This is a genomic window from Allonocardiopsis opalescens, assembly GCF_003002095.1.
Taxonomy (GTDB): domain Bacteria; phylum Actinomycetota; class Actinomycetes; order Streptosporangiales; family Streptosporangiaceae; genus Allonocardiopsis; species Allonocardiopsis opalescens.
Window position 1 is genome coordinate 738,153 of the sequence record NZ_PVZC01000001.1, and the last position, 21,333, is coordinate 759,485.

Genomic DNA, 21,333 nt, shown 5'->3' on the forward strand with positions numbered 1-21,333 from the left:
GCGCGGACGTGGGTCGAACATCAGTCCAATAGTACGGCGGGGCGGGTTCGCGCTCGATCCGTCGTACCGCACGGGGCGCCGACCGCAGGACGGATGCCCTGGCCAGGGGGCGTATCGACGGCTCCGGCGGCCGCCTCAGCGGTAGTCGTCCTCGTCCTCGCCGACGGCACGGGACTGCTCCACGGCATCGCCCTCGTCGACTTCCAGGGAGTCCGTCCGCCGGGGGTGGTCGTCGGAGTCGTCGCGGACTTCGCGGCGCTGCTCGGCGGCGTCGCCCTCGGCCACCTCGACGCCGGGCTCGGCGGGCTCGTCGGGGATCGTGCTCGGCTCCTCCAGGTCGGGCTGGGGCTCCGACGGGGTGTCCATGGTGCCTCCCGTTCCTCTCCTGGGCCCGCGGGCGCGCGGGGCGGGGCGCCCGCTCAGCGATCTCTGCCCGCTGCCCCTGCGGTGAAACCGCTGTCCGGACCGATAGCCAAAGCAGGTCCGGGGGATACGGTGCCCTGCCTGTCGCGGCGGCCCGCGGTCGGCGATCCTGGAAGGACCGGGGCGCGGGTGGGGAGTCGGCATGCGCAGCGTCTGGAAGGGTGTCATCGCCTTCGGCACGATCTCGGTTCCGGCCCGGCTGTACGCGGCCACCGATCAGCGGCATCCGGCCCTGCGGCACGTGCACCGGGCCGACGGCGGCCGGATCAGGATGCGTCGCGTCTGCGAGATCGACGGGCAGGAGGTGCCCTTCGACGACGTCGCGCACGGCTACGAGACGGCCGGCGGCGAGATGGTGGTGCTGGACGACGACGACCTGGCCGCGCTGCCGGCCGGGGGCGGACGGCGCATCGAGGTGCTGCGCTTCACCCCGGAGGAGCAGCTCGACCCGGTGCTCGCCGCCAAGAGCTACTACCTGGTGCCCGAGACCGAAGGGCTGCGGGCCTACGTGCTGCTGCGCGAGGCGCTGGCGCGCTCGGGCGCGGTCGCCCTGGTGCGGGTGACGCTGCGCCGCCGCGAGTCGCTGGCCGCGGTGCGGGTGCGCGACGACGTGTTCGTGCTCCAGACACTGGTCTGGCCGGACGAGGTGCGCCCGGCCGACTTCGACGTGCTGCGCGCCGAGGTGGCCATCAGCGCGCGCGAACTGAAGCTGGCGGGGCGGCTGATCGCGGCCATGACCTCCGACTTCGCCGACCTGGACCTGGAGGACGACTACGCGGCCGCGCTGTGGGACGTGATCGCCGACCGGACGGCCGCGGCGGCCCGCGGCGAGGGGGCCGCCGAGCCCGCGCAGGCGCCGCCGTCCGGCGCGGGCGAGGCGGAGCCGTCCGGCGACCTGCTGGAGGAGCTGCGGACCAGCCTGAGCGCCGCGGGCGAGGACGCGGCGGGCCAGCGCCGGTCGGAGCGCCGCGCCGCCGGCCGCCGCCCGCGCACCCGCCCGGCCGGCCGCGTCACGGACGGCCCCTCGGCGGCGCAGCGCGACACGCGCGGCCCTTCGGCGGAGCGCGCACCGGGCTAGGGGTTCCCGTCCGGCCGGGACCGGTCGCCCGGTGCTGCTCACACCGTGCCGCGGCTAGCATGCGGGGAGCCGTGCGGTCCGCACCGCCACCGCCCGCAGACGAGGAAGGGGAGTCGTGGCCGAACTCGCGCCGTGGTGGCCGGGCGCCGCCGTCGAGGTCGACGGGCGCGAACTGTTCGTCCGGCGCGGCCCCGAGCCCTCGGCCGGCCGCGAGCCCGCCGTCTTCGTGCACGGTCTCGGCGGCTCGGCCACCAACTGGACCGACCTGATGGCGGAGCTGGGCGATGTGCTGGCCGGTGCCGCCCCCGACCTGCCCGGCTTCGGGGAGTCCCCGCCGCCGCCCGACGACGACTACTCCATCGACGCCCACGCCGACGTCGTCGCCGGCCTGGTCGAGGCGCTCGGCCGGGGGCCGGTGCACCTGTTCGGCAACTCGATGGGCGGCGCCGTCGCCACCCGGGTGGCCGCGCAGCGCCCCGAGCTGGTCCGCTCGCTGACCCTCGTCACCCCCGCGCTGCCCGATCTGCGGCCGCGCCCGCACCCCTACCAGCTGCTCAGCGGGCTGCTGCCGGTGCTCGGGCCCGTCGGCCACGCCTGGCTGCTGCGGCGGCCGCCCGAGGCGCAGGTGCGCACGATGCTGGACATGTGCTACCACGATCCCGGCCGGGTCCCGCCGCCGCGGATGACCGCGACGGTCGAGGAGTACCGCAGGCGGGCCGGACTGGCCCACGTCAGCCGGGCCGAGCTGGGCTCGCTGCGCGGACTCGTGCAGGAGTACGTGCGCTCGGGCCCGCGGGCGCTGTGGCGGCAGGCCGGGCTGGTGGAGTGCCCGGTGCTGCTCGTGTACGGGCGGCACGACAAGCTGGTGGACGCGCGGATGGCGCTCCGCGCGGGCCAGGCCTTCCGCGACAGCCGCACCGTCGTGCTCTCCGACTCCGGGCACCTGCCGATGATGGAGCACCCGGCGGCCGTGGCGCGCGAGGTGCGGGCGCTGCTCGACGACGTCGCGCCTGGTCCGCGCCGCTGAGCCCTGCCCGGAGCGGGGCTGGGAATGCGTCGGGCCGCCGAGTAGGTTGTGCTGAGGAGCAGGGGGGAGCCGTCCCCGCTCCCTCGCCCCCAACGCCTGGCGTTACGAGCTTCCGAGGAGTCTCACGTGTCGCTGCCGCCGCTGGTGGAACCAGCCGCCGAGCTGACCGTCGACGAGGTCCGCCGCTACTCCCGGCATCTGATCATCCCCGACGTCGGGATGGACGGGCAGAAACGTCTCAAGAACGCCAAGGTGCTGGTGGTCGGCGCGGGCGGCCTCGGCTCCCCGGCCCTGCTCTACCTCGCCGCGGCCGGAGTCGGCACCCTCGGCATCATCGACTTCGACGTGGTCGACGAGTCCAACCTCCAGCGCCAGATCATCCACGGCCAGAGCGACATCGACCGGCCCAAGGCGGAGTCGGCGCGCGACTCCATCCGGGAGACGAACCCGAACGTCGAGGTGGTCCTGCACACCGAGCGGCTGGACTCCGGCAACGCCTTCGAGATCTTCGAGCCCTACGACCTCATCGTCGACGGCACCGACAACTTCGCCACCCGCTACCTGGTCAACGACGCGGCCGTGCTGCTCGGCAAGCCCTACGTGTGGGGCTCGATCTACCGCTTCGACGGCCAGGCGTCGGTGTTCTGGGCCGAGCACGGCCCCTGCTACCGCTGCCTGTACCCCGAGCCGCCGCCGCCCGGCATGGTGCCGTCGTGCGCCGAGGGCGGCGTGCTGGGCGTGCTGTGCGCGTCCATCGGGTCCATCCAGGTGAACGAGGCGATCAAGCTGCTGGCGGGCTTCGGCGAGCCGCTGGTCGGCCGGCTGATGATCTACGACGCCCTGGAGATGTCCTACCGCTCGGTGAAGGTCCGCAAGGACCCCGAGTGCCCGCTGTGCGGCAAGAACCCGACGATCACCGAGCTGATCGACTACGAGGCGTTCTGCGGCACCGTGTCCGACGAGGCGCAGGCGGCCGCCCTCGGCTCGACCATCACCCCGCTGGAGCTCAAGGAGAAGATCGACCGGGGCGACGACTTCGTGCTGGTGGACGTCCGCGAGCCCAACGAGTACGAGATCGTCCGGATCCCTGGCTCGGTGCTCATCCCCAAGGGCGAGTTCCTGAACGGCGAGGCGCTGTCCAAGCTGCCGCAGGACCGCCAGGTCGTGCTGCACTGCAAGTCCGGCGGCCGCTCCGCGGAGGCGCTGGCGGTGCTCAAGGGCGCCGGCTTCGCCGACGCGGTCCACGTCGGCGGCGGCGTGCTGGGCTGGATCAAGCAGGTGGACCCGAGCCTGCCCGCGTACTGACCGGCACCTCTGGTGCCCTCCGAGGCCGCCGCACCCGCACGGGTGCGGCGGCCTCGCGCTTGCGGCGGGCCGAGGCGGACGCGCCGGCCGGAACGGCCGGAGCGCGCGGCGGGAAACGGTCCGGCATTGCGATTTTCGCGGCCCGTTCGCGGGGACGTGGCGCGCCGTTCACAGTTCAAGGAACGGTCGAATTGTGGTCGGCGTCTCCGGTGAATTCCGGTTCGCGCGGTCAATTCGCGTCGGTCACCGGCAATTCACCCAGCGTATTACCGCGCTCGTTAGCGTCCTTCGCAGCATCGCCGCGGTCCCGTCGAGTACCCGCCGGCCACCGCGTGCCCGGAGGGCCGCGCGCCAACAGGCCCCCGGATCCACGCCGGTCGGCCGGTTCCCGTCGGCCGCGACAGTGCGAAGTCAAGCACGGTTGACGAGGGATGGAGTATCACGTGAGCATCGAGCTGAACATCGCCGCCATCAAGCGGCTGGCCGCGGCCGGCGCTGTCGCCGCGTTCGTCGCACTGCCGCTGGCCGCCTGCGACGGCGGTGCCGGGGCCGGCGACCCGTCCGAGGGCGCGTCCGAGAGCGCCCCGGCCGGCGGCACCGAGACGGGCATGGACGGCGGCGTGGGCACCGAGGCCCCCGGGGTGGGCACCGAGGCCCCGGACGCCGGCGTGCCGAGCGCCGAGCCCACCGAGTAACGGCGCCCATCGCGCTGCGAGGGCCGGTTCCCGACCGTACGGGGCCGGCCCTCGACGCATGCCCGGCGCGGCCGCGGCGGCTCGTCGGCGTCGCCGCAACGCCCTAGGCTGCTGGTCCATGGAGCCGGACGAATTCGCCGAGCGGGTGCTCGACCTGGTCGAACGCATCCCGCCCGGCAGGGTCATGTCCTACGGTGACGTGGCCGAGTACCTCGGTGCGGGCGGGCCCCGCCAGGTGGGCCGGGTGATGGCCCTGTGGGGCGGGGCGGTGCCGTGGTGGCGGGTGATCCGCGCCGACGGCTCGCCGCCGCCCGGCCACGAGGTGCGAGCGGTGCGCGCGTACCGCGCCGAGGGCACTCCGCTGCGCCCCGGCGGCGTCCGCGTCGATATGCGCGGGGCGCGCTGGGACGGCGTGGAGGAGGGGGCCCGCGGCTGAGTCCGCGGCGGCGCCGGCGCTGTAGCGGTGGCCGGAGGGGCGCGGGGAATTGTCCGCCGGACCTCCTCGGTGTTCGGGCGAATTCGTCCCGGCCGTGTGCTCCGGATCGCCGCGATATTGTCGCGAATCGGGCAATTGGGATTATCTGGGCGCAATTTCTTGGCTGTGTTGCGAATTCTGCCTTATGGGCATTCTCTGCCTTGCCGGGATGCGTCTGAGCGATGTGCGGGTGTCGGATCCGCCGGCATGGTCTTCAATGGTGGGCGACACGGGGAGGGCGGATGGCCGGACGACCGCGCACGATCAGCGACGAGCGCCTGCTGGCGGCGGTGGCGAGCGCCGTGGGCCGGGTCGGGGTCGCCCGGCTGACCCTCGCCGAGATCGCCAGGGACGCCGGGGTGACCACCGGCGCGCTGGTGCAGCGCTTCGGCAGCAAGCGGGAGCTGCTGCTGGCGCACGCGCGCTCGGCGTCGGTCTGGTCGCCGCTGGAGGCGCGCGCGGCCTTCGCGACCGCGCCCGACCCGGTCGAGGGGATCGTCCGCGCCGTCGTCCTGTCCGTCGACGCCGACCGGTCGCCGCAGGAGTTCGCCAACCACCTGGGCTGGCTGGGCCTGGAACTCGCCGACGACGAGTTCCGCGAGCTGCTGGCCCGCCAGGGGGAGCGGGTGCGCGAGCAGCTGGCGGAGTTCCTGCGCGAGGCGGCGGAGCAGGGGCGGCTGCGGCTCGGCGGTGAGGACGAGGTCCTGGAGCTGGCGGAGCTGCTGGACACGGTGCGGCACGGCGCGCAGATCTCCTGGGCCGTCGCGCGCGAGGGGCGGGTGGCCGAGACCGTGCGCCGGCGGCTGGAAACCGTGCTCGCGCCCTACCGGACGCCGCCCGGGTAGCACCCGGTTCCGCCGGTGCCCCCGCCCGGGGGCGGAGGGGCGGAAGATCGATTTGACGATTAGATAATGAGCAGTCATTATTTATTCAGGCGAGGGAGATCACACCGACGGGGGAGAACCGATGAAGGAGCAGCCGCTGTACGGCCGGGTCGCGCTGGTGGCCGGGGCCACCCGGGGAGCCGGGCGCGGGATCGCGGTCGAGTTGGGCGCGGCCGGCGCCACCGTCTACTGCACCGGCCGCACCACCCGGTCGCGGCGCTCGGAGATGAACCGTCCCGAGACCATCGAGGAGACGGCCGAACTGGTGGGCGAGGCGGGTGGGCGGGGCGTCGCGGTGGCCGTCGACCACCTCGAGCCCGGGGCCGTCGGCGCCCTGGTCGAGCGGATCGACCGCGAGCACGGACGGCTCGACGTGCTCGTCAACGACGTCTGGGGCGGCGATCCGCTGACGGCATGGGGCGTGCCGCTGTGGGAGCACTCCCTGGCGGACGGCCTGCGGCTGCTGCGGCTGGCCGTCGACAGCCACATCATCACCAGCGCCCATGCGCTGCCGCTGCTGGTCCGCCGCCCTGGCGGTCTGGTGATCGAGGTCACCGACGGCACCGACACCGGCGGGTACCGGGGCTCCTTCTACTACGACCTCGCCAAGAGTTCGGTGATCCGGATGGCCGCGGCGCAGGCGGCCGAGCTGCGTCCGCACGGCGGTTCGGCCGTGGCGCTCACACCCGGCTTCCTGCGCTCCGAGGCGATGCTCGACCACTTCGGCGTCACCGCCGACACCTGGCGGAAGGCCGCGGACCCGCACTTTCGCGCCTCGGAGACCCCTGCCTTCGTCGGCCGGGCCGCGGCCGCGCTGGCCGCCGACCCCGACCGGGCGCGCTGGTCGGGGCAGGCGCTGTCCTCGTGGGGGCTGGCCCGCGAGTACGGCTTCACCGACTCCGACGGCACCCGTCCCGACTGGGGCCGCTACTTCGAGGAGGTGGTGCTGGGCGGCCGGGAGGCGGACGACACCGGCTACCGCTGATCCAGGTCCGGGAGCGGGTGCCGGCCCGCGCCACCGGTGGGGCGGGCGGCCGGGAGTCGGGCGTATCCTGACGAGTCCCCGCTGCCGCGAGTCGGTACGGTGCCGCCGTCGGGCGTGTGCCATCTCGCCGTTCCGACCCGGCCAGGCCACCCCGACGATCTGGTGGAATGCCATAAGTGAGCAGGCCCGCCTACCGACTCGTGCGCCGCGCCGCACCACCCCCGGCGCCGCCGCGGCTGGACGAACAGCAGCGGCGGGTGGTCGCGCACCCCGGCGGGCCGCTGCTGCTGCTGGCCGGACCGGGCACGGGAAAGACCACCACGATCGTGGAGGCGGTGGTCGACCGGATCGAGCGGCGCGGCCTGCCGCCCGAGCGGGTGCTGGTGCTCACCTTCAGCCGCAAGGCCGCGCACGAGCTGCGTGAGCGGATCACCGCGCGGCTGCGCCGCACCACCCGGCAGCCGCTCGCGCTGACCTTCCACTCCTACGCCTACGCGCTGGTCCGGCGCGAACTCCTCGCCCTGGACGACGCGCCGCCGCGCCTGCTGTCCGGCCCCGAGCAGCTGATGGAGATCCGCGAACTGCTGCGGGGCGAGGTCCAGGACGGTGCGGCGGACTGGCCGCCGGCACTGCGTCCGGCCATGGAGACGCGCGGTTTCGCGGAGGAGCTGCGCGACTTCGGGGCCCGTGCCACCGAGCGCGGCCTGGGGCCCGAGGACGTGTCGGCCCTCGGCGCGCGGCTGGGCCGCCCCGACTGGGTGGCGGTCGGCCGCTTCCTGCGGCGGGCCGGCGACCGCTTCGACATCGCGCCGGTGCCCGCCTTCGACTACGCCGAACTCGTGCGGGTCGCGGTCAATCTGCTGGCCGATCCGCAGGTCCGGCTGCGGGTGCGGGCCGAGCACGACGCCGTGTTCGTCGACGAGTACCAGGACACCGACCCGGCCCAGGAAGAGCTGCTGCGGGCCCTGGCCGGAGACGGCGGCGACCTGGTCGCGGTCGGCGACCCCGACCAGTCGATCTACGGCTTCCGCGGCGCCGACGTGCGGGGCATCCTGGAGTTCCCCGACCGCTTCCGCACCGCCGACGGGAACCCCGCCCCGGTGGTCGCGCTGCGCACCTGCCGCCGCTTCGGGCCGCAACTGCTGGCCGCGTCGCGCTCGGTGGCGCAGCGGCTGCCCGCGGCGCCGAGCCCCGACGGCAGCCGGGTGAACCAGCACCGCGAGCTCGACGCGCCGCCCGGGGCCGATCCGGGAAGCGCGCGGGTGCTGCGTGCCGAGAGCGCCACCCAGGAGGCGGCGCTGATCGCCGACACGCTGCGGCGGGCCCACCTCGTGGACGGGCGCCCGTGGTCGCGGATGGCGGTGGTGGTGCGCTCGGCCGTGCGGCAGGTGCCGGTGCTGCGCCGGGCGCTGCTCGCGGCCGGCGTGCCGGTGACGGTCTCCGGCGACGAGCTGCCGCTGGGCGCCGAGCCCGTGGTCAGGCCGCTGCTGAACCTGATGCGGTACGGCCTGCGTCCCGGGCTGCTGGACGGTGCGCGCGCCGAGGAACTGCTGACCAGCCCGCTCGGCGGCGCCGACGCGGTGGGGCTGCGCCGGCTCGGCCGTGCGCTGCGCGAGCTGGACCGGGCCGAGGGCGGACGCCGTCCCACCTCGGCGCTGCTGGTGGCGGCGCTGCGCCGCCCGGAGGAGCTGACCCTGGTGGCCGACCGGGTCGGCGCGCCCGCCCGCAGGGTCGGCGGCCTGCTCGCCCTGGTCGGCGAGCGCGCCGCCCAGGGGCGCAGTGCCGAAGAGGTGCTCTGGGAGCTGTGGAGCGCCTCGGGGCTGGCCGATGAGCTGCTGGCGCGCAGCCAGTCCGGCGGGGCGCGCGGCGCGGCGGCCGACCGCGACCTCGACGCGGTGGTGGCGCTGTTCGAGACGGCCGCCCGCTACGTCGACCGGCTGCCGCCGGGGAGCCCTGAGGGCTTCCTAGACGATATCGAGGCCCAGGAGATCCCGGCCGACACGCTCGCCGAGCAGGCGCCGGCCGGGGACGCGGTGCGGCTGCTCACTGCGCACCGCTCCAAGGGCCTGGAGTGGGACCTGGTGATCGTGGCCGGCGTCCAGGAGGGCGTCTGGCCCGACCTGCGGCTGCGGGGCTCGCTGCTCGGGGTGGAGCGGCTGGTCGACGCGGCGGCGGGCCGGTTCGACGGCACCGGCGCGGCGCTCGTCTCGCGGCTGCTCGATGAGGAGCGGCGGCTGTTCTACGTGGCGGTCACCCGGGCCAGGCACGAACTGGTGGTGACCGCCGTCGGCGGAGAGGACACCGAGGAGCGGCCCTCGCGCTTCCTGACCGAGCTGGGCCTGGGCGAACCGGAGCCGGTCTCCACGGGACGGCGCTGGCTGGCGCTGCCCGCCCTGGTGGGGGATCTGCGGTCGGTGGTCGCCGATACCGGGCGGGACCTCGCGCTGCGCCGGGCCGCCGCGGCGCACCTGGCCCGCCTGGCGCGGGCGGGGGTCCGCGGGGCGGATCCCGGCGAGTGGTACGCGCTGACCCCGCTGTCGGACCCGAGCCCGGTGGTGGCACCGGACGAGTCCATCACCGTGTCGCCCTCGCAGGTCGAGCAGTTCACCAGCTGCGGGCTGCGCTGGCTGCTGGAGGCGGCCGTCGGGGCGCGGGCCGCCGAGAGCGTGCAGCACCTCGGCTCGGTGGTGCACGCCCTGGCAGTGCTGGCCGCCGAGGGCGCCGACGAGGCGGCGCTCGGCCGCCGCCTGGACGAGATCTGGTCGCAGCTGGACTTCGGCAGCCGCTGGTACAACGCGCGCCAGCGCGACCGCGCCGAGACGATGGTCCGCCGGTTCCTGGACTGGCACCGCGAGAACCCGCGCAAGCTGACCGCCGTGGAGGAGCCCTTCGACATCCGGGTCGGCCGGATCCGGATCACCGGCCGGGTGGACCGGCTGGAGACCGACGACTCCGGACGGGGCATCGTGGTGGACATCAAGACCGGTTCGGCGCGGCCCGGCGAGGCCGAGCTGAGCCGCCATCCGCAGCTGGGCGCCTACCAGCTGGCCACCATGCTCGCCGCGTTCGAGCGCCACGGCCTGACGGAGGCGGGCGGCGCCGAGCTGGTCCAGGTCGGCGACGCCGGCTTCCGGGCCCGGGCCCGGGTGCAGCGCCAGCCGGCCGTGACCGACGACGCCGAGCCGCACTGGCCGCTGCGCCTGGTGGAGACGGTGGCCGACGGCATGTCCGGCTCCGTCTTCGAGGCCCGCCGCGGCGACGGCTGCCGCACCTGCCCGGTGCGCTCGTGCTGCCCGGCGCACGACGAGGGCGCGCACGTCGGGGAGGCGCCGCCGGAGGGCGAGGGCCAGGGCGGCCCGGCGGGGCGGACGCCGTGACCGGTGCCGAACCGGTGCGGTTCGGGCCGGTCCAGCTGGCGCGCCTGCTCGGACTGCCGGAGCCGACCGCGGAGCAGGCGGCGGTGATCGGCGCGCCGCTGCGGCCCGGCGTGGTCGTGGCCGGCGCCGGTTCGGGCAAGAGCGAGACCATGGCCGCCCGGGTGGTGTGGCTGGTGGCCAATGGCCTGGTCCGGCCCGAGCAGGTCCTCGGGCTCACCTTCACCCGCAAGGCGGCGGCCGAGCTGGCGCACCGGGTGCGCACCCGCCTCGACCAGCTCAAGGCCGCGAAGGTGCTGCCGCCGACGCCGTCGGGGGAGGAGGGTTCGCCCGACGTGCTCGACGGGGAGCCCACCGTGTCGACCTACCACGCCTACGCGGGCCGCCTGGTCGCCGACCACGCGCTGCGGGAGGCGGTGGAGCCCAGTGCGCGGCTGATCACCCCCGCCGTGGAGTGGCAGCTGGCCAGCCGGGTGGTGGCCGACTACGACGGCCCGATGGACGCGGTCCCGTGGGCCCCCGCCACGGTCACCTCGGGGGTGCTCGAACTCGGCGGCGAGCTGGCCGAGCACCTGCGCGACGGGGGCGAGGTGCGCGAACTCGGCGACCGGCTGCGCGCCGAGGCCGACGCGCTGCCCGGACGCGTCCCGGCGGCCACCGCGGCGCTGCTGCGCGCGCAGCGGGCCCGCGAGCAGCTGCTGCCGATGATCGAGCGCTACGCCAAGGCGAAGGCGGCGCGCGAGGTGATGGACCACGGCGACCGGGTCGCGCTGGCCGCGCGGATCGCCCGCGGCCACGCCGAGGTGGGCAGGATCGAGCGGGAGCGCTTCCAGGTGGTGCTGCTCGACGAGTACCAGGACACCAGCCATGCCCAGCTCGTGCTGCTGCGCGCCCTGTTCGGCGGCGGGCACCCGGTCACCGCCGTCGGCGACCCCTGCCAGTCCATCTACGGCTGGCGCGGCGCCAGCGCGGGGAACCTGCTGCGCTTTCCCGGCGACTTCCCCGCCGCGGACGGCGAGCCCGCGCCCGTCGGGCAGCTGGCCACCAGTTTCCGCAACGGCGAGCGGGTACTGGACGTGGCCAAGGTGCTCGCCGAGGACCTGCGCGCCGAGGCGGCCGCGGTGCCGGTGCTGCATCCGGGCGGGGCCCGCCGCGGCCGGGGCGCGGTGGCCTGCGCGCTGTTCGCGACGGCCGACGACGAGGCGGAGTGGATCGCGGCGCAGATCGCCGCGGCCCTGGACCTGCCCGGCGGCATCGCGCCCGACGGGCGGCCCTGGACCGACGAGCGCGACGAGGGGCGCCGGGTGCGGCCGGCGGACGTGGCGGTGCTGTGCCGCAAGCGGGGCCAGTTCGCGCCGATCCGCGCCGCGCTGCGGCGGCGCGGCATCCCGGTCGAGGTCGTCGGCCTGGGCGGGCTGCTGACCGTCCCGGAGGTCTCCGACATCGTGGCCACACTGCGGATGCTGCACGACGCGGGGGCCGGCGACGCGCTGGCGCGGCTGCTGACCGGCCCGCGCTGGCGGCTCGGGCCGCGCGACCTCGTGGCGCTGGGCAACCGGGCCAGGGAGCTGGCCCGCCAGGCCCGTCGCGACCTCGACGGAGCCCGGCTGCCCGAGCCGGTCGACGAGCCCGACCCGCTGCGCCAGGCCGTGGCCGATATGACGGCCGAGGTCGGCAGCCTGATCGACGCGCTCGACGACCCCGGCGACGCGGAGGGCTACTCGGAGGCGGGGTACGACCGGCTGCTGCGGCTGGGGGCCGAGCTGCGGATGCTGCGCCGCCAGGCGGCCCAGCCGCTGCCGGACCTGATCAACGAGGTGGAGCGGGTGCTCGGCCTCGACATCGAGGTGGCCGCCCGTCCGGGCCGGGAGCCGGTGAGCGCGCGGGCCGACCTGGACGCGCTGGTCGACGCGGCCAGCCGCTTCGCCGGCAGCACCGAGGACCCCACGCTCGGCGCCTTCCTGGCGTACCTGGCCGCGGCGCAGGACCAGGAGTTCGGCCTGGAGGCGGGCCGCGTCGGGGAGTCCGACAGCGTCAAGCTGATGACCGTGCACGCCGCCAAAGGGCTGCAGTGGCCGCTGGTGGTGGTGCCCGGCCTGTCGTCGGGGCGGCGCGGCACCGTGTTCCCGGCGCGGCCGCGCACTTCGACGCGGTGGAATGACAATCCGCGCAAACTGCCCTTCCCGCTGCGCGGCGACGCGGGGGACCTCCCGGTGCTGGCCGGTGTGGACGCCGACGCGCTGGCGGAATTCACCGAGGCGTGTGCGCTGCGCGATCAGCGGGAGGAGCGGCGGCTGGCGTACGTGGCGGTGACCCGCGCGTCCTTCGGGCTGCTGTGCTCGGGCTACTGGTGGGGCGACGGCGCGGCGCGGCTGGGGCCGTCGGTGTTCTTGGACGAGGTGCGGGCGGCGTGCCTGGCCGGGGCCGGCCGGGTGGTGCGGTGGGAGGCGCCGCCCGGGGAGGACGCCGAGAACCCCAGACTGGCCGAGCCCAAGCGCGCGCCGTGGCCGGCCGCACCCGGCGGGGCGGTGCACGCCGGTGTGGTGGAGGGGGCCGACCTGGTGCGTTCGGCGGGCTGGCCGCTGCCGCACGTCGGGGCGGCGGGCGGTGCGGACGGCGGCGAGGTGCGCGCCGCCACCGCCGGCGAGCTGTGGCTGGACCGGATCGGCCGCGCCACGCTGCCGCCCGGGATGCGCCGCCGCCTGGACGGCTGGGAGCGCGATGTGGAGCTGCTGCTCGCGCACCGCGAGGCGCAGCGCGACCGCGACGGGGTGCAGCTGGTGGAGCTGCCCGGCCACCTGTCGGTGTCCTCGCTGGTCACACTGGCGCGCGACCCGGAGGAACTGGCCAGGCAGATCCGCCGGCCGATGCCGCGCCCTCCGGCCCCCTACGCCAGGCGCGGGACGGCCTTCCACCGCTGGCTGGAGACCCGGTTCGGCCAGCAGGAGCTGCTGGAGCCCGACCAGCTGCCGGGGGCGGCCGACGACGGCGCCGCCGACGACGGCGAACTCGCCGAACTGCGGGAGGCCTTCGAGCGCGGGGCCTGGGCGTCGCGGGTGCCGATCGAGGTGGAGGTGCCCTTCGAGACGATGCTCGGCGACCGGCTGGTGCGCGGCCGGATCGACGCGGTGTTCGCCGAGACGGGCGATGACGGGCAGGCGCGCTTCGACGTCGTCGACTGGAAGACGGGGCCGATGCCGGCCACCGGAGCGGAGCGGCGCGCCGTCTCGGTGCAGCTGGCCGCCTACCGGCTGGCCTGGGCCGACCTGGCGCGGGTGCCGGTGGAGCGGGTGGGAGCCGCCTTCCACTATGTGCGCTTCGACACCACGGTCAGGCCGAGCGACCTGCTGGACGGCGCCGCGCTGCGGGCGCTGCTGGAGGAGCTTCCGGCGGCGGAGTGACGGGCGGGGCCGGGCCGCCGCGCCGGTGAGGCGCCGCGGCCCGGCCCGTGGGGAGCGGGCGGACGGCCGTCAGCCGCCTTCGCCCTCACCGCCTTCGCCGCCCTCGCCACCGCAGCCCAGGCAGTTGCTGCTGTAGACCTCCTCGCCGGCCACGGTCGCGGTGAACTCGCCGTTGATCTCACCGGTGACGATCTCCGCGTCGGCGGTGCCGAGGAACTCCACCGGCTCGCCGCTGTCGGTCTCACCCGTGCAGCTGACCTGCACGGTGGTGACGTCGGAGTCGTCGGCGGAGCCGCAGTCGAGCCCGCCGGAGAGCTGGACTCCGGCCGAGGCCAGCTCCTGCGCGCCGAGTTCGGCCATCAGCGTGGTGACCGCGGTGTCGATCGCCTGCTCCTGCTGGGCCTCGCTGCATCCGGCCGCGAGGGCCAGGACCACCAGGCCGGGTGCCGCCCACCGTTTCATCACAAGGTGCTCCAATCCCGAGTTCCGCCATGTACTTCCCGTTGTCGCTCAACGCGGAGCGTAGCGCCTCCGGTTCCGGTGTGGCCGCTGCCGGAGGTCCCCGACCGCGCGGACGGGCGCCCGTGGGGCCGGGCGCCCGTGGGGCCGGGGCGGAGCCGGGCGGCCCGTCGGTGTCGGAGCCGGCCGGTAGCGTGCCGCCAGGCCCGGGTAGCCGACCAGGGTCGGAGCTGCGAGGGGGAGTGATGGCGGTCTTCGCCGTGGTGCACGGTGGTGGCGGCAGTGCCTGGGAATGGCACCTCGTCGCCGCGGACCTGGCCGGTCGCGGCCATGACGTGGTCGCGGTCGACCTGCCGGTCGAGGATCCCGGGGCCGGGCTGTCGGAATTCGCCGGTACCGTCGCCGACGCGCTCGGCGCCCGTGCGCGGCGCCGGGACCGGGCGGGGGCGGAGCTGGTCGTCGTCGGGCACTCCCTCGGCGCCTTCACCGCCGCACTGCTGTGCGGCCGGGTCGAGGCCGACCTGCTGGTGCTGGTGGCCGGCATGGTCCCGGCGCCGGGGGAGGCGGCGCAGGAGTGGTGGGAGGCCAGCGGGTACCAGGCGTACCTGCGGGAGCACGGTGCGGCGGCGGAGGCCGCGTCCGGCTCCGAGGCCGAGGTGTTCACCCACGACGTCCCGCCGGGGCTCGCGGCCGAGGCGCTGCGGCGCTCGCGCGACCAGTCGGCGCGGTCGATGGAGGAGCCGTGGGGGCTGGTCGCCTGGCCGCCGGTGCCGACCCGGGCGCTGCTCTGCCGCGACGACCGCTTCTTCCCGGCGGAGTTCATGCGCCGGCTGGTGCGCGAGCGGCTGGGCATCGCCGCCGACGAGATGGGCGGCGGCCATATGCCGATGCTGGCGCGGCCCGCCGAGCTCGCCGAGCGGCTGGACGGCTATGCGCGCTCGCTCGCCGGGCCTGCTAGAGTTCGAACATGAGTTCGATCATTGAGGAGGCGAGCGACGATCCGCTCGCCTTCGGCGAGGCGGCGCTGGACACCCTCGCGGTCGCGGGCGTCGCCCTGCTGGCTCAGGGGGTGCGGCGCTCGGACCGCCCCGACGCCCTCGTACCCGGGGCCGACGGCGCCGAGGGCGGCGTGCTCGACCTGGAGGCGAGACTCCCGGCGGACGAGCACGCGCTGTTCACCCGGGTGCTCGCCGCCTTCACCGACCCGCCGCGCCGCGGCGACCGCCGCACGCTCGGGCAGCGCCGCGCGGACGCGGTGGCCGCCATGTCGCGCCGCGCCCTCGACGCCGAGGCCCGCGGCGGGCGGCGGGCCGCCTTCGACTGATCCCCTGCGCCGTCTCCTGCTCTTTCCCCTCTCCTCCTCATCCTCCGCCTCGGGGCGCCCGCCGCCGCGGTGCGGCCTCGCGCACAGCTCCCCTCCGAGGTGCGGCGCACCCGGTGGGCGGCCGTAGGCTGCCTGGGAGCGATCGCGAAGGAGCGAGGATGAGTGCGGAGACAGGGACAGGGCCCAGACGCCACGCCGGGGTCGACGGCGACGCCGCCGTGCGCGCGTACATCGCTGAGCACGCGGGCGACTTCCTGACCGAGCTCAAGCAGTGGCTGGCGATCCCGTCCATCTCCGCCGACCCGGCGCACCGCGGCGACGTCGCCGCCTCCGCCCGCTGGCTGGCCGAGCACCTGCGCGGCACCGGCTTCCCGGTGGTGGAGATCTGGGAGACGGCGGGAGCGCCCGCCGTCTACGCGGAATGGCCGGCCGCCGATCCGCAGGCGCCCACCGCGCTGGTCTACGGCCACCACGACGTCCAGCCGGCCGATCCGCCGGAGGCCTGGCACCATCCGCCGTTCGAGCCGGTGGAGCGGGACGGCCGCCTGTACGGCCGCGGCGCCTCCGACGACAAGGGGCAGGTGCTCTTCCACACCCTCGGGCTGCGTGCCGCGCTGGCCGCGTCGGGCGCGGCGGCCCCGCCGGTCACCCTCAAGCTGCTGGTCGAGGGCGAGGAGGAGTCGGGCTCGCCGCACTTTGCGCCGCTGCTGCGGTCGCGCCTGGACCGGCTGGCCTGCGATGTGGTGGTGGTCTCCGACACCACCATGTGGGCAGCCGACGTACCGTCCATGTGCACGGGCATGCGGGGCCTCACCGACTGCGAGATCAGCCTGTACGGCCCTGACGGCGACCTGCACTCCGGCTCTTTCGGCGGCGCGGTGCCGAATCCGGCCGCCGCCATGGCGCGGCTGCTCGCCGGGCTGCACGACGACGACGGCCGGGTGGCGGTCCCCGGTTTCTACGACGACGTGGTGGAGCTGACCGGCGCCGAGCGGGAGCTGTTCGGGCGACTGCCCTTCGACGAGGACGCCTGGCTGGCCACCGCGGGCAGCCGCGCCGCGGCGGGCGAGGCCGGCTACACCACGCTGGAGCGCGTCTGGGCGCGGCCGACCGCCGAGGTCAACGGGGTCTGGGGCGGCTACACCGGCCCCGGCGGCAAGACGATCGTGCCGCGCTCGGCGCACGCCAAGGTCTCGTTCCGGCTGGTCGCCCACCAGGAGCCGGGCAGGATCCAGCGGCTCTTCCGCGAGCACGTCGAGCGCTCGGTGCCGCCGGGCCTGCGCGCCGAGGTGGTCTTCCACGGGCCGGGGGTGCGGCCGTGCTTCTCCGACATCGACGCGCCCGAGGTGCGGGCGGCGCGGCGGGCGATGGAGCGGGCCTTCGGCACCGAGGTGCTGTTCACCCGCGAGGGCGGCAGCGGGCCCGAGGCCGATCTCGCCGAGATCCTGGCCGCGACGCTGGTCTTCGTCGCCGTGGGCCTGGACGACGACCGCATCCACGCGCCCAACGAGAAGGTCGAGGTCGACCTGCTGCTCAAGGGGGCCGAGGCGGCCGCCTACCTGTGGTCCGAACTCGCCGGGGCCCGCTCCGGCGCCGGCTGACCGGGTCCCGGGGCGGCGAGGGGCCGTTCCGGCGGGGGCGGACGGCGGGCGGCGCGGTACGAGGGGAGCAGGATGAAGGACGACCGGAGCGCGGCGGAAGCCCGCCGCGGCGGGCTGCGCCCGGCGCTATCACGGAGCGGCGTCGACCTGGCGGGCTACCGCCGCAAGGACGACGCCTGGCTGGCCGCGGCCTGGGCGGATCCCCGCACCCGGGTGCTGGTGGTGGCCGAGGGGCACGCGCTGGTGGCGGGCTCGCCGCCGGGGCTGATGCTGGTCGAGCCGGCCGCCGCGCCCGAGGGAGAGCGGATCCTGCTTGGCGTCGACGGCGAGGGCGTCGCCTACTTCTCGGTGCACGCGCCGCTGCCGGTGGTCGAGGGCGGTGCCCCCGGAGACCTGCGCCGCTACGGCGCGCTGCTGTCGGACCGCGACGCCGGGCTGCTCACCCAGGCGGCGGCGCTGGACGCGTGGCACGCGGGGAACCGCTTCTGCCCGCGCTGCGGCGGGCCGACCCGGCTCGCCGCGGCCGGCCATGTGCGGATCTGCGAGCGCGAGGGCATCGAGCACTTCCCGCGCACCGACCCGGCCGTGATCATGCTGGTGCACGACGGCGACCGCTGCCTGTTGGCGCACAATCCGCGCTGGCCGGACGAGCGCAGGGTCTCGGTGCTGGCCGGCTTCGTGGAGGCGGGGGAGTCGGCGGAGCAGGCGGTGGTGCGCGAGGTGGCCGAGGAGGTGGGCGTCGCCGTGCAGCGGCCGGAGTTCCTCGGCAGCCAGCCATGGCCGTTCCCGCGCAGCCTGATGCTGGGCTTCACCGCCCGTGCGACCGGGCGGGCCGAGCGCACGGACTTCGAGGAGATCACGCAGGTGTACTGGTTCACCCGCGCGGAGCTGCGCGAGGCGGTGGACGCCGACCGGATCAGGCTGCCGGGCTCGGTCTCGATCGCGCGCAAGCTGATCGAGCACTGGTACGGCGGGGAACTGCCCGGGGAGTGGTGAGCCGGGCGGGTGGAGGTGCCGGGCTCAGGCGACCTCGATGTCGAACTCGCCGTCCTTGGCGCCCAGGACGAAGGCGTCCCACTCGCCCTGCGTGAAGATCAGCGGCGGGGTGGGGTCGTTCGCCTTGCGCATCGCGATGAACTCGCCGACGAAGGCGATCTCGACGGCGTCGGCGTCGGGCGGGCTGTCGGGGCTGCGCAGCCATTCGGCGCCGGAGAGGTCCAGCTGCTGGGGCGTGGGCTTTTCGTCGCTCATAGTGACTGCGATCCTAATGCACGGCCGCGCGGCGCGGCGGGGCTTCACGCGCCGGCTCCAGCGGTGCGCGCGCCCTCAGCGCCTGCGCCTGGCGGCGCCTCCGCCGCCCGGCTGGGGTCTGGCCAGTTCGGCCGGGAGCGGTACCAGCGGATTGGTCGCGCTGGTCACCACGTCGCCGGCCACCTCAGCCACCCGCCGACCGCCGGAGCGCGCCACCTGGCGCAGCCGCTCGAAGGCGTCGCGCGGCGAGACGCGGTGCCGCTCCGTGACGACGCCGATCGCCTGCTCGACGACCACTCGGGTGTTCAGGGCGTGCTCGAGCTGCGCCACCGTGACGCGCAGCCGCTCGGCCTCACCGGCTCCGTCGGGCGCGCGGGGCGGCCGCCCCGGCGGCCGGCCGCCGGGGTGCTCGGACGCCTGCTCCTCGGCGGCGATGAGGTCGGCGAGGACCATCGCGCTGGTGAGGTCGCCCAGCTCGGTGCCGCCCACCCGCCAGCCGGCGGAGGTGCGGTGGATCGTCTGCTCGGTCCCCCGGTCGGCGACGGCGACCGCCGCCGCGGAGTGATCACTCCTGCTCGGCAAGTTTCTCCTTGATCTGGGCGACGGACGGGTTGGTCAGCGCCGCACCGTCGGCGAAGACGACGGTGGGCACGGTCTGGTTCCCGCCGTTGACGCTCATCACGAAGCGTGCGGCCTCGGGGTCGCGCTCGATGTCGACCTCGCGGACCTCGATGCCCTCCCGCGACAGCTGGCCCTTGAGGCGCTTGCAGAACCCGCACCACGGGGTGGTGTACATGGTGATTCTGGCCGTCGTGGCCTCGGCGGGGCTTGCAGGGCTGGCCATGGACGCTCTCCTTGGGGTGAGTCACCGATCGCGACGCTGCTTGCAACGCCCGATATGCCCGCTTCCTTCCCGGTCGCAGTGCGGTGGAGGCCGCACCGGATGGCCGGAGGCCACGTCACGACCCGTGACCCCTTCGTAGAGTATGCCTTCTTTGTCTGGCCTGTTCTGCGAATCCGCGGGTCGGCCGCCGGTGCCCCGCGACCTCGGGCGCGACCGCCCTCGGGGATGCCTCAGGGTCCGCTCGGGGGTGAACCGGGGGCGGGGGGCCGGGTGCGCGCGGGCGGGCTCGCCTAGGGTAGCCGGTGACGGTGAGTCGCACGGTGAGGCGAATATGCACAAGAGGGCGGCGGCCCGCGCGGCCGGGGACCCGGTGGCCGGCTACGTCGGCGAACTCGGCGCGGCCCTGGCGGGTCCGGCCCGCGCCAAAGCCGACATCCTGGCGGAGGTCTCCGACGGCCTGACCGACGCCGCCGAGGCCTACGAGGCGGCCGGCCTGGACCGCGCGGAGGCGCGGCGGCGGGCCGTGGCCGACTTCGGCCCGGTCGCCGAGATCGCCGCCGGCTTCCAGGCCGAGCTGCTGTGCGGCCGTGCGCGGCTGCTCGCGGTCTGCGCCGTGGTCGTCCCGCTGTCGGTACTGGCCTCCACCACCGTGCTGTGGAGCTCCTCCGGATCGCCGGAGGATGCCCGCCGGTGGCGGGAGCAGCCCGACGGGGTGCTGCTGCTGGCCCAGGCGGTCGACGCCTCGCACCTGCTGTCGGCGCTGGTCGGCGCGGTGGTGCTCGTCCTCCTCGCCCGCAGCGCCAGGCGCGGGGGCGGCGTCGTGCGGCTGGTGCGCGGGGCCGGTGTCGCGGTGCTCGCGGTCCAGGGCTTCGCCGCGCTCGCCGGCTGGCTGCTGAACGCCGTGGCCGACCTGCCGCCCGAGCACTACGCCGGCATGATGCCGGCCACACTCGTGTTCGGCGTCGGCACGCTGCTCAACGCGACCGTCGTCGTGCTCGCGGTGCTCTGCGCCCTGGGGTCGGGGCCCGCGGCCGCCGCCCCCGCCAGGACGGAGGCGGCGTGATCCCGGCCGCGGGCCGGCCGCCCGGCCGCCGGGGCGGCGGCGATCCGGTGGACGCCTACGTGCGCGGCCTGGGGCGCGCGCTGGTGGGGGCGCGCCGGGAGAAGGCGGACATGCTGGCGGAGGTGGCCGACGGGCTGACCGACGCGGCCGAGGCCTACGAGGCCGAAGGGTTGGAGCGCGCGGAGGCGCGGCGGCGGGCCGTGGCCGACTTCGGCACCGTCGCCGAGGTCGCGCCCCACTTCCAGGCGGAGCTGCACCGCTCCCAGGGGCGCCGGCTGGCCGTGCTGGTGGCGGTGGTGTCGCCGGCCGGGCAGGCGGCCTCCTCGTCGCTGTGGACGGCGAGCACTCCGCGGGAGTGGCGGCTGTGGCAGGCCCAGCCGGATTGGCTGGTCGCGGTCAGCACCGCGGTGGACGCCGTCCCGCTGCTCGTCGTGCCGGGCGCGGTGGCGCTCTGGCTGCTGCTGCGGCGCTCGGCGCGCCGGGCGGCCGACCCCGCCCGGCTGGTGGCCGGCACCTCGGCCCTGGTGCTCGCGATGGCCCTGCTGCCGACGGCCACCGGGGTGGTCTTCGCGCTCGGCGGTGCGGGCGATGTGCTGGGCCACATGCTGCCGAGGATGGCGAGCCTGGTGATGGCGGTGCTGTACCTGGTCCACCTGGTGCTGGCCGTCCTGGCGGTGCGCTCGCTGGCGGCGCTGGCCGCCTCCCGGCGCGCCGGGAGGCTCAGGCGCCCTGCGGCCGGGGGTTGAGCACCTGGCCGATGGCCCGGGTGAACTCCAGCCAGGAGCTGCGCTGGTCGGCGAGCTCGGCCCGGCCCGCCCGGGTCAGCCGGTAGGTGCGGCGCCTGCGGCCGCCCACCACGTCCCACTCGCTGGCCACGAACCCGGCCCGCTCCAGCCGGCGCAGCGCCGGATAGACGGTGCCGGTGGGGAGGTCGAGCGCTCCGCCGCTGCGCTCCTGCAGGGCCTCGATGATCGCGTAGCCGTGCCTCGGCTCGTGCTCGACCACGGCCAGGATCAGGGCGTCGAGGTGCCCGCGCAGCGTGTTGGGGTCCACGCCAGCCGAGTCTAGGCGCGCGGGCGCTCCCGCGCTGGGGCCGGTGCGATTTTCCATGTAGCCACACTACATGTAGATTCGCTATATGTAG

21 protein-coding genes are annotated in these 21,333 nt (G+C 75.7%); 15 read left to right on the forward strand and 6 right to left on the reverse strand.

Annotation, left to right across the window (positions count from 1 at the left end):
- Nucleotides 1-135: 135 nt before the first annotated feature.
- Nucleotides 136-366 (reverse strand): hypothetical protein, encoded by a 231-nt coding sequence (locus tag CLV72_RS02880; RefSeq protein WP_106238659.1) that lies wholly within the window; start codon nucleotides 364-366, stop codon nucleotides 136-138.
- A gap of 199 nt (nucleotides 367-565) precedes the next feature.
- Here CLV72_RS02880 and ku point away from each other — a divergent pair, with 199 nt between their 5' ends.
- The 9 genes from ku to CLV72_RS02925 all read left to right on the forward strand — a co-directional run bounded on the left by ku (nucleotide 566) and on the right by CLV72_RS02925 (nucleotide 13,647).
- Nucleotides 566-1,501, forward strand: coding sequence for a non-homologous end joining protein Ku (gene ku / locus CLV72_RS02885; protein ID WP_106238663.1), 936 nt, complete (start codon nucleotides 566-568; stop codon nucleotides 1,499-1,501).
- A 115-nt stretch (nucleotides 1,502-1,616) separates the two neighbouring features.
- Entirely contained in the window at nucleotides 1,617-2,528 is a 912-nt protein-coding gene (locus tag CLV72_RS02890; protein ID WP_106238666.1) for an alpha/beta fold hydrolase, read from the forward strand.
- A gap of 126 nt (nucleotides 2,529-2,654) precedes the next feature.
- Entirely contained in the window at nucleotides 2,655-3,833 is a 1,179-nt protein-coding gene (gene moeZ, locus CLV72_RS02895; protein WP_106238670.1) for an adenylyltransferase/sulfurtransferase MoeZ, read from the forward strand.
- A gap of 443 nt (nucleotides 3,834-4,276) precedes the next feature.
- A complete protein-coding gene (locus CLV72_RS02900) occupies nucleotides 4,277-4,528 on the forward strand; it encodes a hypothetical protein (RefSeq protein ID WP_106238673.1) in 252 nt (83 codons plus the stop codon).
- Between the two features lie 118 nt (nucleotides 4,529-4,646).
- Nucleotides 4,647-4,964: an MGMT family protein gene (locus CLV72_RS02905; RefSeq protein ID WP_106238677.1), complete on the forward strand. Its 318-nt coding sequence runs from the start codon at nucleotides 4,647-4,649 to the stop codon at nucleotides 4,962-4,964.
- Nucleotides 4,965-5,245: 281 nt separating this feature from the next.
- The gene (locus CLV72_RS02910; protein ID WP_170140850.1) at nucleotides 5,246-5,848 is read left to right on the forward strand and encodes a TetR family transcriptional regulator; all 603 of its coding nucleotides are present in this window, start codon (nucleotides 5,246-5,248) and stop codon (nucleotides 5,846-5,848) included.
- A gap of 121 nt (nucleotides 5,849-5,969) precedes the next feature.
- Entirely contained in the window at nucleotides 5,970-6,872 is a 903-nt protein-coding gene (locus CLV72_RS02915; RefSeq protein ID WP_106238685.1) for an SDR family oxidoreductase, read from the forward strand.
- 176 nt (nucleotides 6,873-7,048) lie between these two features.
- Entirely contained in the window at nucleotides 7,049-10,249 is a 3,201-nt protein-coding gene (locus CLV72_RS02920; RefSeq protein WP_106238688.1) for an ATP-dependent helicase, read from the forward strand.
- Nucleotides 10,246-13,647 carry an ATP-dependent helicase gene (locus CLV72_RS02925; RefSeq protein WP_211302668.1) on the forward strand — a complete coding sequence of 1,134 codons (3,402 nt, stop codon included), beginning with the start codon at nucleotides 10,246-10,248 and terminating at the stop codon, nucleotides 13,645-13,647. The genes CLV72_RS02920 and CLV72_RS02925 overlap by 4 nt, the downstream gene beginning before the upstream one ends.
- 69 nt (nucleotides 13,648-13,716) lie before the next feature.
- On the opposite strand, the gene CLV72_RS02930 is transcribed toward CLV72_RS02925, so the two are convergent.
- On the reverse strand, nucleotides 13,717-14,109 hold the full coding sequence (locus CLV72_RS02930; protein ID WP_106238692.1) for a hypothetical protein: 393 nt from the start codon (nucleotides 14,107-14,109) through the stop codon (nucleotides 13,717-13,719).
- 242 nt (nucleotides 14,110-14,351) lie between these two features.
- Here CLV72_RS02930 and CLV72_RS02935 point away from each other — a divergent pair, with 242 nt between their 5' ends.
- From CLV72_RS02935 to nudC, 4 genes are all read left to right on the forward strand, one after another.
- Nucleotides 14,352-15,077 (forward strand): alpha/beta fold hydrolase, encoded by a 726-nt coding sequence (locus CLV72_RS02935; protein WP_106238696.1) that lies wholly within the window; start codon nucleotides 14,352-14,354, stop codon nucleotides 15,075-15,077.
- Nucleotides 15,074-15,430, forward strand: a complete 357-nt coding sequence (locus CLV72_RS02940) for a DUF222 domain-containing protein (protein ID WP_106238698.1) — start codon at nucleotides 15,074-15,076, stop codon at nucleotides 15,428-15,430. The genes CLV72_RS02935 and CLV72_RS02940 overlap by 4 nt, the downstream gene beginning before the upstream one ends.
- Nucleotides 15,431-15,588: 158 nt before the next feature.
- Nucleotides 15,589-17,031, forward strand: a complete 1,443-nt coding sequence (locus tag CLV72_RS02945; RefSeq protein WP_106238701.1) for a dipeptidase — start codon at nucleotides 15,589-15,591, stop codon at nucleotides 17,029-17,031.
- A gap of 72 nt (nucleotides 17,032-17,103) precedes the next feature.
- Complete coding sequence (nudC, locus tag CLV72_RS02950) at nucleotides 17,104-18,027, forward strand: NAD(+) diphosphatase (RefSeq protein ID WP_106238703.1); 924 nt, start codon at nucleotides 17,104-17,106, stop codon at nucleotides 18,025-18,027.
- Between the two features lie 24 nt (nucleotides 18,028-18,051).
- Here the strand turns inward: nudC and CLV72_RS02955 are convergent, their stop codons facing one another.
- From CLV72_RS02955 to CLV72_RS02965, 3 genes are all read right to left on the reverse strand, one after another.
- Nucleotides 18,052-18,282 (reverse strand): DUF397 domain-containing protein, encoded by a 231-nt coding sequence (locus tag CLV72_RS02955; protein WP_106238706.1) that lies wholly within the window; start codon nucleotides 18,280-18,282, stop codon nucleotides 18,052-18,054.
- 75 nt (nucleotides 18,283-18,357) lie between these two features.
- Nucleotides 18,358-18,798, reverse strand: a complete 441-nt coding sequence (locus tag CLV72_RS02960; RefSeq protein WP_245929910.1) for an ANTAR domain-containing protein — start codon at nucleotides 18,796-18,798, stop codon at nucleotides 18,358-18,360.
- A gap of 49 nt (nucleotides 18,799-18,847) precedes the next feature.
- Nucleotides 18,848-19,126 carry a mycoredoxin gene (locus tag CLV72_RS02965; protein WP_106238709.1) on the reverse strand — a complete coding sequence of 93 codons (279 nt, stop codon included), beginning with the start codon at nucleotides 19,124-19,126 and terminating at the stop codon, nucleotides 18,848-18,850.
- Between the two features lie 331 nt (nucleotides 19,127-19,457).
- Between CLV72_RS02965 and CLV72_RS02970 the strand changes: the two genes are divergently transcribed.
- On the forward strand, nucleotides 19,458-20,189 hold the full coding sequence (locus CLV72_RS02970) for a permease prefix domain 1-containing protein (RefSeq protein ID WP_211302669.1): 732 nt from the start codon (nucleotides 19,458-19,460) through the stop codon (nucleotides 20,187-20,189).
- Nucleotides 20,186-20,935 (forward strand): permease prefix domain 1-containing protein, encoded by a 750-nt coding sequence (locus CLV72_RS32690; RefSeq protein WP_211302670.1) that lies wholly within the window; start codon nucleotides 20,186-20,188, stop codon nucleotides 20,933-20,935. Before CLV72_RS02970 ends, CLV72_RS32690 begins: the two co-directional genes overlap by 4 nt.
- Here CLV72_RS32690 and CLV72_RS02980 read toward each other — a convergent pair.
- Nucleotides 20,910-21,242 (reverse strand): PadR family transcriptional regulator, encoded by a 333-nt coding sequence (locus tag CLV72_RS02980; protein ID WP_106238713.1) that lies wholly within the window; start codon nucleotides 21,240-21,242, stop codon nucleotides 20,910-20,912. The genes CLV72_RS32690 and CLV72_RS02980 overlap by 26 nt on opposite strands.
- Between the last annotated feature and the right edge of the window lie 91 nt (nucleotides 21,243-21,333).

Coding starts and splice junctions, on each gene's coding strand:
- CLV72_RS02930 (WP_106238692.1), bottom strand. CDS start 14,109: ATGAAACGGTGGGCGGCACCCGGCCTGGTGGTCCTGGCCCTCGCGGCC.
- CLV72_RS02905 (WP_106238677.1), top strand. CDS start 4,647: ATGGAGCCGGACGAATTCGCCGAGCGGGTGCTCGACCTGGTCGAACGC.
- ku (WP_106238663.1), top strand. CDS start 566: ATGCGCAGCGTCTGGAAGGGTGTCATCGCCTTCGGCACGATCTCGGTT.
- CLV72_RS02945 (WP_106238701.1), top strand. CDS start 15,589: ATGAGTGCGGAGACAGGGACAGGGCCCAGACGCCACGCCGGGGTCGAC.
- CLV72_RS02955 (WP_106238706.1), bottom strand. CDS start 18,282: ATGAGCGACGAAAAGCCCACGCCCCAGCAGCTGGACCTCTCCGGCGCC.
- CLV72_RS02910 (WP_170140850.1), top strand. CDS start 5,246: ATGGCCGGACGACCGCGCACGATCAGCGACGAGCGCCTGCTGGCGGCG.
- nudC (WP_106238703.1), top strand. CDS start 17,104: ATGAAGGACGACCGGAGCGCGGCGGAAGCCCGCCGCGGCGGGCTGCGC.
- CLV72_RS02880 (WP_106238659.1), bottom strand. CDS start 366: ATGGACACCCCGTCGGAGCCCCAGCCCGACCTGGAGGAGCCGAGCACG.
- CLV72_RS02940 (WP_106238698.1), top strand. CDS start 15,074: ATGAGTTCGATCATTGAGGAGGCGAGCGACGATCCGCTCGCCTTCGGC.
- CLV72_RS02935 (WP_106238696.1), top strand. CDS start 14,352: ATGGCGGTCTTCGCCGTGGTGCACGGTGGTGGCGGCAGTGCCTGGGAA.
- CLV72_RS02915 (WP_106238685.1), top strand. CDS start 5,970: ATGAAGGAGCAGCCGCTGTACGGCCGGGTCGCGCTGGTGGCCGGGGCC.
- CLV72_RS02970 (WP_211302669.1), top strand. CDS start 19,458: ATGCACAAGAGGGCGGCGGCCCGCGCGGCCGGGGACCCGGTGGCCGGC.
- CLV72_RS02965 (WP_106238709.1), bottom strand. CDS start 19,126: ATGGCCAGCCCTGCAAGCCCCGCCGAGGCCACGACGGCCAGAATCACC.